This window comes from Vibrio coralliilyticus ATCC BAA-450, assembly GCF_000176135.1.
Lineage (GTDB): Bacteria > Pseudomonadota > Gammaproteobacteria > Enterobacterales > Vibrionaceae > Vibrio > Vibrio coralliilyticus.
Window position 1 is genome coordinate 248,518 of the sequence record NZ_ACZN01000018.1, and the last position, 14,224, is coordinate 262,741.

At 44.7% G+C, this 14,224-nt stretch carries 12 protein-coding genes; 6 read left to right on the top strand and 6 right to left on the bottom strand.

Annotated features, from left to right (window positions below; all coding sequences use genetic code 11):
• The first annotated feature begins 65 nt into the window (after positions 1-65).
• The 6 genes from VIC_RS20560 to VIC_RS20585 all read left to right on the top strand — a co-directional run bounded on the left by VIC_RS20560 (position 66) and on the right by VIC_RS20585 (position 7,656).
• The gene (locus VIC_RS20560; protein WP_006962201.1) at positions 66-1,676 is read left to right on the top strand and encodes a D-arabinono-1,4-lactone oxidase; all 1,611 of its coding nucleotides are present in this window, start codon (positions 66-68) and stop codon (positions 1,674-1,676) included.
• A 101-nt stretch (positions 1,677-1,777) separates the two neighbouring features.
• On the top strand, positions 1,778-2,833 hold the full coding sequence (locus VIC_RS20565; protein ID WP_006962202.1) for a hypothetical protein: 1,056 nt from the start codon (positions 1,778-1,780) through the stop codon (positions 2,831-2,833).
• Positions 2,834-3,726: 893 nt separating this feature from the next.
• Entirely contained in the window at positions 3,727-4,233 is a 507-nt protein-coding gene (locus VIC_RS20570; protein WP_006962203.1) for a hypothetical protein, read from the top strand.
• A 1-nt stretch (position 4,234) separates the two neighbouring features.
• Positions 4,235-5,650, top strand: a complete 1,416-nt coding sequence (locus tag VIC_RS20575) for a leukocidin family pore-forming toxin (RefSeq protein ID WP_006962204.1) — start codon at positions 4,235-4,237, stop codon at positions 5,648-5,650.
• A gap of 197 nt (positions 5,651-5,847) precedes the next feature.
• Positions 5,848-6,297, top strand: coding sequence for an InvB/SpaK family type III secretion system chaperone (locus VIC_RS20580; protein ID WP_006962205.1), 450 nt, complete (start codon positions 5,848-5,850; stop codon positions 6,295-6,297).
• A 3-nt stretch (positions 6,298-6,300) separates the two neighbouring features.
• Entirely contained in the window at positions 6,301-7,656 is a 1,356-nt protein-coding gene (locus VIC_RS20585; protein ID WP_006962206.1) for a hypothetical protein, read from the top strand.
• A 92-nt stretch (positions 7,657-7,748) separates the two neighbouring features.
• Here VIC_RS20585 and VIC_RS20590 read toward each other — a convergent pair whose 3' ends face one another.
• The 6 genes from VIC_RS20590 to VIC_RS20615 form a co-directional block, all read right to left on the bottom strand.
• Complete coding sequence (locus tag VIC_RS20590; protein WP_006962207.1) at positions 7,749-8,987, bottom strand: hypothetical protein; 1,239 nt, start codon at positions 8,985-8,987, stop codon at positions 7,749-7,751.
• Positions 8,988-9,213: 226 nt separating this feature from the next.
• Positions 9,214-10,047, bottom strand: a complete 834-nt coding sequence (locus tag VIC_RS20595; protein WP_006962208.1) for a hypothetical protein — start codon at positions 10,045-10,047, stop codon at positions 9,214-9,216.
• Positions 10,040-10,486, bottom strand: a complete 447-nt coding sequence (locus VIC_RS20600; RefSeq protein ID WP_006962209.1) for a hypothetical protein — start codon at positions 10,484-10,486, stop codon at positions 10,040-10,042. Before VIC_RS20600 ends, VIC_RS20595 begins: the two co-directional genes overlap by 8 nt.
• Positions 10,479-10,871, bottom strand: a complete 393-nt coding sequence (locus VIC_RS20605) for a hypothetical protein (RefSeq protein WP_006962210.1) — start codon at positions 10,869-10,871, stop codon at positions 10,479-10,481. Before VIC_RS20605 ends, VIC_RS20600 begins: the two co-directional genes overlap by 8 nt.
• 4 nt (positions 10,872-10,875) lie before the next feature.
• Entirely contained in the window at positions 10,876-12,195 is a 1,320-nt protein-coding gene (locus VIC_RS20610; protein ID WP_006962211.1) for an EscN/YscN/HrcN family type III secretion system ATPase, read from the bottom strand.
• On the bottom strand, positions 12,179-14,224 hold the full coding sequence (locus VIC_RS20615) for an EscV/YscV/HrcV family type III secretion system export apparatus protein (protein WP_006962212.1): 2,046 nt from the start codon (positions 14,222-14,224) through the stop codon (positions 12,179-12,181). Before VIC_RS20615 ends, VIC_RS20610 begins: the two co-directional genes overlap by 17 nt.

Sequence of the window (14,224 nt, forward strand, 5' to 3'; positions counted from 1 at the left end):
TACCTAATTTCAATTTCGAGCTGATGAAGCTCAATGTCACGATGCTTTTAAATAAGGAATATTTAATGAGAATAAGAACTCTCGCGCTCGGCGCTACTTTAATATCGGCTGCATTAGGAACAGCCTTTGCGCTTCAAACGAGCGAGCCCGAACGCGAAATCTCCAACTATCAAGGGACCTATACCTGTCACCCTGAAGCGGTTTATGACCCACAATCCATTGAAGGCGTTCAGGCCATCGTTAAAGATGCACTGATACGCGACAAGAAAGTGATGACGGGTAATCGTAAGTTTGCCAGCCAGATCGATGCCGCCTGCGCGGGTGATGATCAAGTTCAACTCACGCTCAAGAACATGGATAAGATCGTCCATTTCGACGCCGCGAACAAACGTGTGACGGTTGAAGCGGGTATGAGGTTTAACGATTTAAACGATTTTCTTCGTGAACAAGGTTACGCGATCAATATGGTCACTGAGTTAGCCATCTTCACCGTCGGCGGTATGCTTGGCAGTGGTACACATGGATCAACATTGGAAAAACCTAGCAATATGCTCGCGGACTATGTGACTGAGCTTAAAGTTGTTGATGGTCAGGGAGACGTTCGTGTATTAAACGGCGATTTACTCAACGCTGCTCGCGTCAACTTGGGCGTGCTGGGTGTCGTCGTTGAAGTCACGCTGGCTATCGAGGAAGCGTTCAAAGTCAAAGCAGAAGTGACAGGGTATCGTGACGATTCCGGATTGGAAGATGTTGTTCTGGACATCGCTCGCAGCAACTACTCCGCCAATATAGCTTGGTTCCCGGGCCTTGGCCGCTATACCACCACCTTGTACAACCCTGTTCCATTGGAGACGCAAGGTGAAGCTTATAATGCTCAGGCGGATGTGTCTGATGCAGAGGAATTTTTCTTCGGTTTGCTATTTAATGCAGCCCACGAATTTCCGGGTACTGGATTGCAATGTCTAGCCGCCGTTGCGCGCTATAACGCCAGAGCGAAGTCTTACTTCCGCGATAGTAATACGGGCAAAAAAGTGAGTGAACCTATTGGTTACTCTGATCAAATGCAGTACTTCAAGTGCAAAGATCCCAACAAATGTATTTGGGACAGGCTTCCTATCGCACTTCAGGAAGTAGCCATTGATATTGAGCGCTTGCCTGACTGGATTCGTGACGTACGAGAGATTGTCGCGGCTCACCCAAGAACGTGCTTCCCCCTCAATGGTATTTACTTCCGATTTGGTCAAGCGTCAGACAGCTATATTGGTATGAGTGCTGGTCGCGAAACCGCATTTGTGGGTATCGAGTACACATTACGCCAAGAAGGTAAAAAGGAATCGAAGAATTACTTTGTGAATCTGGAGATAGAGCAGATGTCACTGCGTAAGTATGATGCGCGACCTCATTGGGGCAAGAACTCGGTTGCGATCTTCGAGGACATGCCTTCTCGATTCCCTATGTGGCAAGAATTCTTACAAGCTAAAGCCGAGCTCGACCCTTACAACGTGTTTACTAATCCTTTCTGGGAACGCGTGAGTGGTGATATCCCTATGGATGACTATTTAACGCCGGGATGTAACGTCCGTGGGGAATGCTACTGCCAGACAGATGAGCACTGTCAGTCTGGAACACAATGTCAGGCTGGGCTGTATTTCACCGACGCTCGTATTTGTCGCTAGCTATTGTGAATTGGCCACGGGGAGAACTCCTTGTGGCCGATTCAGCATCAATACTTATTTCCCTTTACTCATCCTCTATTGATTTAAAGGAACACCAGACGATGAATCTCAAATCGATTTTGCTTGCCGTCACAGCTTCGTTTTCTCTGCTGAGTCTAACTGTGTCTGCGACTACCTTAGATGATATTCGGCCACATGTACCAAGCTCAGATAAAACTTGGGCAGAACAGTGGTTCTATAATGTTGCGGTACCGGATGTGGGTTATTTCAAAATCAGCCTCCAGAGCTATATAGCGCCTGATTTTGATGAGCCAACGCCCAAAGCGTACGTTCACCTTGCTTTTACCCCACTCAATGGAAAAACCATTAAGTACGATATCTTCCGTGACGAGCTCATTATGAAAGGTTTTGATGATGCGACGCTTTTTCACTATGAAATCCCGGGGATTGTCGTCGCTAATCAAGACTCGGTTGAAGTGACCTACAATGACTTCCATTTCTCAATGCGTTGGGATGGCGAGCATGCTCATTATTGGCGAGGATTAAACCCAGGGCAGACCCCATTTGGTATCATTCCAGAATTGCCCGGTGTCGGAGGCAAATGGTTTCTTTATACTGTAGGAACACCAATTCAATACAGCTTCTCTGATGGTGACGTGTCTCTTTTTGGAAGCGGTTATGCTCAGGTTGATAAAGGCTGGTATGACAAAGAGTCGAGTGCAGGCATGGTTTATAGTATGGGACTCTCCGATGATCTCTACTACATGTTCACAGGCGCTAAAATTGGTAACTCCAACATAGAGCTATGGGCTGGACGCTACATTTCAGACAACTACGACCTTATTTTTTATCCCGCCATTGGAAATCTATCAGTCAAGCGTGAATATGATTCTTGTGCTGGCTACCTAAAAGTTGAAATGAACAAACTCAGGTACAAAATGGTTATGGAAGCAAAATCTAATTTAGATGATTTCTATCCTCTTGAATTTCCTTCCGTAATCATTTTTGGTGGTGAACAAAAGTACATGAAGTCGATGAAAGCGGATGTAAAATTCTCTCTGTATGATTTCGGCCAATTGGAAGAATCGATACACATGCCTCAAGCATTACTAGAGTTTAGTGGCCCTTTCTATTGCGATGAGTTGCCTAACGAATAGACCTTAACGCCTATCTACTTGGTTGGGCTTCGTCCAGCCAAGTTTCACCTCTCTTATCTCCTCGTTCTAGGTACCCCTCAATATCAGGTATTGACCTGAGTTTGTTCAACCCTTTTTCTTGTTAATATTTATATTAAATAAAATTACTAAATTAGAACCTGTTAATTTAGTTGATTTTAAAGTATTGGTTTTAACTGAACACCGTATTTAAATAATCATCCTTAAAAATCCATCTGGCTTATTAGAGCAGACGATAAAAAAGAAAAATATTTAAAGTTTCCTATAAGAAACGTTTGTGATCTATGTTTTGATTTTTAACTAAAAATCAAATTGATGTTTGAATTTTAATTAGAGTAAATACTTTATTGTTGTGTTTAATATTATCACTTTTGAGACGTGTAAGTGATGAAATTATATTTATGACTAGATTAAGATCTATTGATTGTTTTGATAATCGGAATCTAAAACTTGCGCATGGATTTAAAATTGTTTTATAACAATGATTTATAAATAAATTGGTGTGATAAATTCAATTTTAAATCTACTTTTTTAGGTTCTTTTTCTAAATAATAAAAATCGCATTTAGATCATTAACAGAACAATATCTGTATCATTTGTGAGCAATCACGAGGAGGGTTCATAACACTTGCATACTGAATGGAGATCACATTATGTGTTAGTTGATGGTCATAAGAATTCAGTAAAACCATCTAAAAAATCTCTTTTCGGAAATCTATTTATCATGTTACTAAATAAAACACGGGGATTGATTTGGAATATAGCTTGGTTCCAAGAGGTATTTATTCTCGTTCAAGGATGACAACAAAATATCATGGAAAGTTAACTGACGTTTGAATTGTTATTAAGTAATAACTCTTTACGAGGATTTTTGTATGCACAATAACAAAACTAAAGTGTTAGGGACACTTACCCTACTCTCTTCTTTGTTTGCTGCACATGCATTTGCTGATATTCAGATACTTGGAAGTGAGAGTGAAGTTTCACAGTCAATCACTGAGCACTATCAGCAATCAACTCAGTTTTACAACGGAAATTTGGCTAAAACCGATGCGCTCTACATCAATGTAGGAACTGCATCAGATGATGATATTGCGCTGGCAAAATCACATGTCGTTAAAGGTGATACGGTCGTCATTGACCTGAGACAAGTCTCAGGTGAAGATGCCAAGATTGACCTTAGCCAATCGTTAACTGGGCTTGGCAGTGATGCACCTGTTGTGGTTACTGGCATGTATCAAGGCGATAACATCATCAACTCCATTGTTGCAGACGTCCGCGATGAGAATGGTGACCCAGTGAATAACCCAGCGGCTGAGTTGGATAGTATTAACCAGTCTTTGGTTCATGCCCTTGACCGTCTTGGCTTTGGAGGTGAGTAATATGAAAACCTCTACAATTTTCACTCTTTCTTTGCTTGCTGCTTCTGTCAATGCGTTCGCGGACGACTACGTCCCTGTTGTTGAAAAGGTCTACTACATCACCAGCTCAAAGCTAACGTGTAATCTTTATACGAGTAAAGATTTCGATACGAAGCGAGATTGGTGTAACGCAGGCGCATCGGTTGATATTCGCGTCAACGTATCACAGATGCGCTCGGTTCAGTCTTCTACTTCGCAAGGCTTCACACCAGACGCTAAGATCGTACGTTTTACTGTTGAGGCGGATAAAGCGGGTACAGGCTTCCACCTCGTTGATGATCTTCAACAAGATCACAGCTGGTTCCAAAGCTGGGCGAATCGTCGCACGTACATTGGCCCATTTGCGAGTAGCTATGAGTTATGGGTTAAACCAGTGTCTGGTTACGTACCTAAGAAAGTCAGCGATTTCCCTCATAACGAAAACAAAGACTACCAACACCGTGATACCCACGGTTATTCGATCGGTATTAACGGCTCAGCCGGTGCGGAAGTTGGCAAAGATGGCCCTAAAGTCAGTGCAGAAGTGAGCGGTTCATTCAGCTATAAGAATGAAAAAACACTGGTATTTGATACCAAAGACTACCGCGTGAACAACCGTTCTTCTTTAAGCGATTTTGAAATTGCGTTTGAGCGTGAGTTTGATGAGTGTCAAGAGCTACGCCGTGAAGAACTTGGCTGCTACTTTACGTCAGCACACTGGGGAAGCGGATGGGTATTCGATAAATCGAAATTCAATCCAATCTCTTACGCTAACTTCAAGCCTAACTATGACGTCATATACGAAGCTCCTGTCTCTCAGACCGGAACTACGGATTTCGAGATTGGCGCGAAGTTCATTGCTAAAGCACGCTATGGTGATGTTATCCCATCAGCACTGTTCTCTGTGTATGGCCCTGGCGGTTGGGCAACGACAGGATGGTCAATTCCACGTACAGTTCGTATAGACTGGAGTCACCCACTGTTTGAAGCTGAGGCTCATGTGACCTTGCAGTCGCTAAGCAACAACGACTTGTGCCTAGACGTTTATGGTACCAATGGTGATAAAGAAGCCGAGGGTGGCCAAGTGGATGGCTGGAGCTGTCACGGAAGTTGGAACCAGACTTGGGGTCTAGATAGCGATGAGCGCTACCGTAGCCGTGTTGCACCAGATCGTTGTCTGACGGTTTCTGATGATAAGAACCTAACCGTTGAGTCATGTAGCTCTAACCTTGCTCAAAAATGGTTCTGGGAAGACGACAAGCTGATCAGTCGCTACGTCGATGGCACCAACAAGCGTTATGTGCTTAACATTCTGGATGGTCGCAACGTTGGCGTGACACCTGAAGATGAAGCAACACACGCGAGATGGAAACCAACGCTACAGCAAATCAAACTTTAAGTTTGTAATGAAGCAAAAACGGAAGGCATTGCCTTCCGTTTTTTTGTTGTAAGTACCGCATAAGAAATTGCAGTAATGCTGAGTTTTTAATGGATTAGGTCAGACCAGCTTTAATAAAAGTCACATGAGTTTAGATATTGAGTTTGCTGGGCACGTTATAACGTGAATAGGTCATATTTCAACACGAGAGTAGCCCTATGCCTCCTCCAATTCACTCGATGAACTCACAACCTGTTCTAAATCAGGAACTGGATACATTGATCAGTCACTTTTTGGTGAATATAGGATTGTCACCGGAAACACTGCGTGATTTGCACGCCGAAAATACACTGGCGATTCAGATTCAGGGATTGCCTGATGTCATGTTATCGAGGATGAATAGCGGCCTGTGGTTTTGGAGCCAATTACCAGATCTGACCAACTCCAAACTGATGGATTACGCAGCTCCCGTACTCTCTCTAATTATACCTCCGCTAGAAGGCGTTGAAGGTGGTCAAGTCACTTTGGGTTTAGGTGACGACGGTTACGAGCTCAAAGCTTTGGTCAGTTCACAAACGTTAGTTGAGGAAAATGGTTTAGAGACTGTTTTCCGAGGATTTACTAGCAAGTTAGCGTTACTTCACCATGAACTTCAATTGGGAGGATAAGTTATGCCCGAAATTCAAGCTAATCATAGTATTGCTACCTCCTCTACTGCTTCTACCAGTCAATCATCAGGCGCACAATACGGTGAAGTAACAGGAGTAACCACAAGCAACTTGAGTATGTCTTCCTCTCAACCTCCGCAAGGTGCTTCACCTATAACTGAGAGTATTCCTCAGGTGATAGGGAGCAAACCGCTACAAGCGAGTCAAAGTAAAGAGAACGATCCAATCATCGGTCGCAGCGCTCATCATAAAGCGAAGTTTCAGCAACATAAACACGAGCAGGCAAATGTACAGAATTACGAGCCGAAAGCAGGTCAAAACAACTTTAATGTCGTTGGAGATATGGAGGCGAAAATAGATCTCACTTCACAAGGAGATCATCGACGCCAACCTATACTAGACATACTTTCTACAGTAGCGGGTGTAGAGATTGGTACGAATAAGAGCAAACCTATTCCACAAACCATTCATCGTTTTTGGTCCGGTGGCGCGATGAGCCAGGAAGCGATGCATGTCCTGCTCGAGTCTGCAGACAAATCTAAGGGGAGCCAGTTTAAGCACAGCATGTGGTACTCTTCTTCATTAGAAGCTGAACTCATGAAACGTGACGCGATCATAGAGGAAGAAATCGACAAACGAGATACGCAAAGGACCATACTGCGTGCTAACGGGTACGAGGTTTGTGATATTGATACGATGTTTAAGCCAGACCCAACACAAAGCACGTTCGATCGTTTAAGAAAGAAACCGCTACCAAAACCGGAGCCGGGTGTACTGTCTAAATCTGAACTGAATAATATGGTTAGAAAAGCATGTGACCATTTACAAAAAGGTGGTAGTGATAAGTGGGACGGCATCAAGCATTTTTCGGACATCTCCCGCTTGATTTACTTAAAGGAAAAAGGCGGCCATCATTTTGATGTGGACTTTGGCTTAGGAAACATGAACTTCGAGCAAAGTTACTATCACAATGATGAAAAAGGCACCGTTCCGTTAATGGGAGCAACTACATCTGTAAGTAGAGACAGAATCAACGAGCACTTACAAGTTGTTCATCCTAGTAAGCCGCAGGATCTTTCCGATCAAAGCTACCGTAATTCTGTTGTTCAGGTAGCAGAACAGGCGATGATGATGTCAGGCATGTTAAACGGGATTATTGCAACAAGCGCCCAGAACCCTAATGTTATTGAAGGGATTGAGCTGCTTCGTCCTGATATTGCTAACAAAAGCGGAGAACTTCCATCTGGTATGCTGGCGAACAAAAGTTTGATTGGGGACATACCTAACGGTTCTGCTTATACCATTCCTCCCTATCTCATTGACTTAGAACACATTACAGCAGAGTCTGACTCGCGATAAGCTAATAACTAGAAATAAGTGAAACCTAGTTTTTAAAATTGTTTGAAATAAACTAAAAACGGAAGGCAGCGCCTTCCGTTTTCTTATTTTGGTTAGCTCAGTAAAGTACCAGTTGTAGTCAACAGCGACTCATAATTCAGTGAATGATACATTCCAGCGATATGATCGACTTGTCGATAAATCTCTTGGTTGTTGAGGTCGTATCCTGCTGCGGCTGCAGCGTTAAAAAATTGCTCTCTTGCTATGTCTCCAGCACGATGAAAATCTGATCGCACGCCGCCGCTCTCAGCCTTGTATTGAAAGTTTGGCTCAGCCTGATATTCGCAGCGAGTATTTTGATAATTCTTCAACGATTCTAGTAAATGAACAATTAGCCCAATATCACGGTAGCGTTTTTCTCCGTCTTCATCGCGTCCCATATTCCACGCTTCGTCATTTCTTGGTGGTAGAGTCAGTGTTGGCAATAACCTCTCTACCTGAGTTGGTGGTAAAGGTTTTGACTTCAAACCTATCTCTTTTATTGATGTTCGGCTTAGTGACATAGGTTCAACGGGTTCTTGTTGGCCTGCAAAGTACTTGTTGACGGAGTCGTGAATTTGATTGAGTGAGGCTAACCCTCGTTGCACCCATTCTCTTGGAGTACCATTCCCCGCCCCTTCTAACTGCTCTAGACGAGCACGTTGATCAGAGAAGTGATCCACACATTTCATTTGCACTGCTACCCAATTTTGAGCAAGTTGGCTGTCTCTAGACATCTGATTTTTTGCCTGTGGGCTGAGGCGTTCCGTCGCTAGTTGTTTTTGTTTGGAAGACGTAACACCTTGGTACGTATCGTTCTCATCGTTAAATGATACACGATCCAATGCGTCCTGTAGCCCGTTGCGACTGACGTTATCCACAAGCAAATATTGTGAGTGATTCGTCAGCTCTCGCCCAAGGATACAATCCGCTTCTTTCGATGTTTCACCATAATTCACACGTGTTTTTTCCAACACATCCGTGATTTCAAACTCAAAACTGTATGTGCCATCATGGTTATCGATAACTTCTCCTTGAAAGCGATTAGTAAAGCCACTACCCGCCAATTGATTCAGCTTGCAGAATGCTTCCATTTTCTTAGAGGTTGACTCAGAAGTTTCAACATCAACTTCATGTGTGATTTCATATAGATGCGCAAGCGCTTGAGCTTTATCTGTTCCACAAAACCAATCTTTGATTTTATCCCAAAGCCCCATGTAGGTAGCTTCTTCTTTTGTATTTGCTTGCTTTACATGTTCAATGCGAGCATCGCTAATGGTGCGGTCAAAAGTGCCGCTAATATTGAGTGACATAAGAACCTCTCCTCTAGATTGACATACGGAGCCTTGAAACGGGTAACTAAAGGAGTACCTATGCTGTCGCAATAACTATGAAATGGCTTTCAAACGTTCAATATCAAAACAGGAAAAATAGACGAGAAATGTGGTTTGACCAGATGTGACTCTTTGGCGTTGAGGCTTATTATGCAAAAAGCCGATAAGTCAGACCAACCGGCTCAGCCCCAAAATTCCGTTAGATTTAAGCGGCTTCTGTATACGTATTGTTCGCGTAGAAAACCACCCCATCATGACTGACTAAGAGTTCGCCTGAGGTAATGCAATGGTTGCCGGACACGAGTTTACACGCGGTTTCACACGTCAGTGGTGCTTCGATAGTTTGCCCCTCAACCAATTGCAGCAACGTAGGTAAATCAACTTCGAGTGAGGCAACCTGAACATAACTGACCGCTTCAGAAAATGAGTATGGAGCGAATACCTGCTCCACAGACCATGTTTGCTCTCCCTCGAACTGAACGATTGCCAGCGGTTTATCCCACCACAAGATCGCTTTTCCTTCATCAGGGTCTACGCTTTCTTTTAACCACACTCCATTGCCCTGTGAGATTGAATTAATGTCCGTTGTGTATCCTGCAACCAACGGCACACTAACTTTAATGCTTTGCGCAGAACAACGCGTCCAATGCGTAGTCAGGCGCTGTAGCCATGCGGCGCTAAACCCAACCAACACAAACTGATAACCCTGACACTGTACGACCGGATAGATTCCATCGAGCAAGCAACATTCTGCGCCTTGCGTACTGATATCTCTGACAAACGGAATGCTCACCGCGGAAAACATGGCAGCGACGAGTGTGGGAAAAAGATCTTCGGGGATCATGCTTAATGATTCGATAGCAGTTATATCAGTAACACCCTGATTCCAATCGGAGTGACTGCACCATATGCCGCTCTTTGAATCACTTCGATATGACCAAAACTGACCTTCCCCCGAAACTTTCTGTAACGACATCTGACACTGCTGGTTTTCTAAACCAGTGCCAATCACCTTGCTCATTTCAATTAGATCAGTCATAGCGGTTTACCTCTATTGTCATTTTTAACGCGGATTCATTGAGATGGCTTTTTATTTTCGGCATGATGCGATTCAGTGCGTCTTGCTGTTTTTGGTTCTTGGGTTTCAGAGTTAACGCAACGCCTTGCGCGTCCCATTGAGCAAAGATCACTAAACCCGACATCGGGCCGTTGAGCAATTTAAACGAAAGACTATTTTCACCTCTGTGTAGCTCTGCATTGCCCCATTTGGTTACATGATTCACTGCGGATAATTCATTTAAAATCGAAGGTGGCACCCGCGCGGAGGTATCTGGTGTATCGGTTTGTGCTTCTACATCTTGTTGTGTATGGAAAAGAGTCGTAAATCGCTGTCTAAGCTCAGGATCGGCTTCATGACGACCAGCAACGCCTTCAACACGCCAAGCAGTACTATTCACATGTTCAATTTTGTTATTCATCCAGTACCTCTTTTAGCTTTTCCTGACCTCTTATCAGCTTTGTTTTCTGGCTCCATAGTTCTGACTTTTCACGTTCCAACTGCTCGATTCGTTTATGCCAGTCCTCGACTGAATCGGCTTTAGAACGCTCTTCAATATACTGACTCCGCTTTTCTCCTAGGAGTTGGTTCAGTTGACTACGATCCATAACATCTTCAGTTTGCAGAGGGTTTGTTAACGCCTCCCGTGAAATAAGCCACTCTTGATACGAGCGTTGTTTTTCATGCTTGCATTTATCTTGCTGTTCGTTGAGCTGATTCCATTGGGCTTGTAGCCGCTCTTCTTTACGTTTACGCACATGAAGCAGTTGTTCGATAAGATCAATTTCCTGACTGGATAGTGCCATTCACTTACCCTCCGTTTAATTGATTTAACTGCTGAAGTGTCTCTTTGAACGGTGAAGGTTCGTTCGCCCTCTGACAGAGAAAGCGTTCAATTGAGTCAAACTTAGCCACTGCCTCGTCTGTGGCAGGATCCTGACCCGGTTGGTATTCGCCAACTCGAATGAGTAACTGCACTTCCTGATAGAGCGAGAGCAAATGCCTTAAGTGCTTGGCGTCATCTTTGTGCTGGGCAGTGACAATCTGATCCATAACGCGGCTTACACTTGCATTAACATCAATCGCTGGATAATGCCCCGCGCCGGCTAGCTTGCGTGATAACACAATGTGACCATCAAGAATTGAGCGTACTTCATCTGCAACAGGCTCGTTCATATTGTCTCCTTCCACCAGCACGGTGTAGATAGCGGTAATGCTCCCGACAGGCGCTGGTCCCGCTCGCTCAAGTAAAGAAGCAAGTTGAACAAACACACTTGGCGGAAACCCGTTAGCTACTGGTGGTTCACCTGCGGCAAGGCCAATTTCACGCCCCGCTCGCGCAAAACGTGTCAATGAATCAACCATAAGCAGAACATTCTTACCTTGGTCACGAAAATACTCTGCAATCGTCGTTGCTGTTACTGCTGCTTTCATCCGTTCCAGAGGTGGCTTATCAGACGTCGCAACAACCAATACTGTTTTTTCTTTCGCGGCTGGTGGAAGGCAATATTCGATAAACTCACGGACTTCTCTTCCCCGCTCTCCAACTAAGGCCAACACGATAACATCCGCTTCACAGTGACCCGCTAGCATGCCAAGCAGTGTACTTTTACCGCCACCAGCTGCGGCAAAAATACCCACACGTTGGCCCACGCCTAAAGCGAGCGTTGAATCGATAGCTCTGATCCCAGTCGGCATGATTTTACTGATCAACTTACGCTTTAATGGATCGGGAGCTTCGCCGTGATTTTCTCGCCATTTACCAACCCAATTACTCTCATCCATCGGGTGACCCAATCCGTCTACCACACGCCCGAGTAATTCTTCACCGACCATCACTCTGTGACCATGCCCCATGGGCTCTACATTCATGTCAGTCCCGATCCCTGTTGTTGAGCGAAAAGGTGATAGCCACGCCTCTTCACCTTTAATGGCCACCACTTCTGCTTTGAGATCGTTACCAATCATGCACAGCTCGCCTTGTCTTGCTCCGGGTAAGGTGGAACGAATTAACGTCGACGTAACTTCCAGAATTTTTCCAAATCGGCGAAATGTCGGTGCCAGAGGCAGATCAGGAAACAGTTGCTGATTGAGCGCTTCGGCTAAATTCGATTTATCCGGCAATTGCATTTGGCACCTCCGCTAATGTGTCGACTTGCGCGATCACTTTGATGCTGGCATCGTCGCCTATCTCCTGAAAAGAGAGCACCTGCGTCATTGGCATGGTTGGCTCTACGATCTTTCTCAAATAGCGTCGTACGTCCAATGACGTCAGCAGCACACAAGGCATGTGGCTGGGCAATTTATCTTTGATCAACGTAATGATCTTCTGCTCTTCTTCCGGATCTAACGCGCTATATGCCCCAACCGCTGACTGACGAATAGATTCGCGGATTTGGTTTTCGATACTGTCACCAATCAGCAACATCGGGATCCAGCCCTCTTCAACAGTAAACTTGCGCCGGATATGTCTGCGCAGGGCGACACGCACGTACTCCGTCAGCATAATGGTGTCCTTCTCTTTCGACGCCCACTCCACAAGCGTTTCGAAGATGGTACGTAAGTCTCGGATTGAGATGTTCTCTTCAACTAGGCGCTGAAGAATCTCAGTCACTTTGCTAACAGGCAATAAACGCTGAAGCTCTTTGACCAGTTCGGCATAACGCATTTCCATGGAATCCATCAGATAACGTGCTTCCTGCACGCCTAAAAACTCTTTGGCGTAATGCTGAGCCGCTATCTCGACAAGGCGAATAGCAATATCGTTACCCTGATAGTATTCCTGCCCTGAGAGTCGAATGGTTTCTAATGCCTCGACTGGATGCCAATGTAAGATTTGCTGATTAAACGCCAGCTTATTCTGCTCACTGTCTAACCCATCGATGCCTTTCAGTGTCAGGATGTTCTGCTTCGCCAAATTCAACTTGATGATCGGCTCTTGATATAAGAGCAGTTCAAACTCACCTTGACGCCCGTTGCGTAGCACTTGCATCTGAATCTCAGGAAGAGGTAAACCCAGTTTTTCAAACATCTTCCATCTAAGCGTTTGCAGCGACTTATTTAGATTTTCTTCAATCAAGTCTTCACCAATCGCCAACATAAGAGGCACAGCTCCGGGCGTCATTTCTTGTTCACCACTGGCTTCAACATTCTCATTGGCAACAAAGCCCTGATGATCCTCTTTGCTTTTCTCTTTCCGAGTTAACCAAAAAGATGCCCCCAACACCGCTAAACCTAGAGGACCAAATACGAACCAAGGAAAGCCCGGAATGATCGCAAACACAAACATCACTGCTGCTGCCATCTGGAGTGATGAAGGCTGACGAGAAACTTGTTGAACCAATTCATTGGCAAGGTTGTTTTTGGTTTCACCCGGAACACGAGTCACGATTAAACCCGCAGTTATTGAGATAAGCAGTGATGGAATTTGAGCAATTAACCCGTCACCAACAGATAAAATAGCGTAAGTATTTAGCGCTTCTGACGCCGACATATTGTGCTGAAGGACCCCAACAGCAATACCACCGAAGATGTTCGTTAAAATCACGATAACACTCGCAATGGCATCACCTTTTACGAATTTCATCGCCCCATCCATTGCGCCGTAAAGCTGGCTCTCTTTTTGAACCACTGATCGCTGACGTTTGGCCTCTTTCGCATCAATGATCCCAGCACGCATATCTCCATCAATACTCATCTGTTTACCGGGCATACCATCAAGCGAGAATCGTGCACTGACTTCTGCGACACGCTCTGAACCTTTAGTAATCACGATGAACTGAACAATTGTGATAATGGCAAAGACGATAATACCAACGGCCAGATTCCCGCCGACCACGAAGTCGCCAAAGGTATACACGATTTCACCGGCGTCATGTTGAAGCAAAATCAGTCGACTGGTACTTATGGTAAGCGCGAGGCGGTATAAGGTGGTGATTAGCAACATGGAAGGAAACGCTGAAAACTCCAACGGATCACGAATATAGATTGCAATCATAAGCAGGATGATAGACATCCCCAGATTGACGGCGATTAGTACGTCCACCAAGGTTGTCGGCAAAGGTAGAATCATCATAAATACAGCGATCACCAGCATTGCGCTGAGGATGATGTCTTGTCTTCCGGCTACCTTCGCTAACCAACGTGTTGCGATTGACAT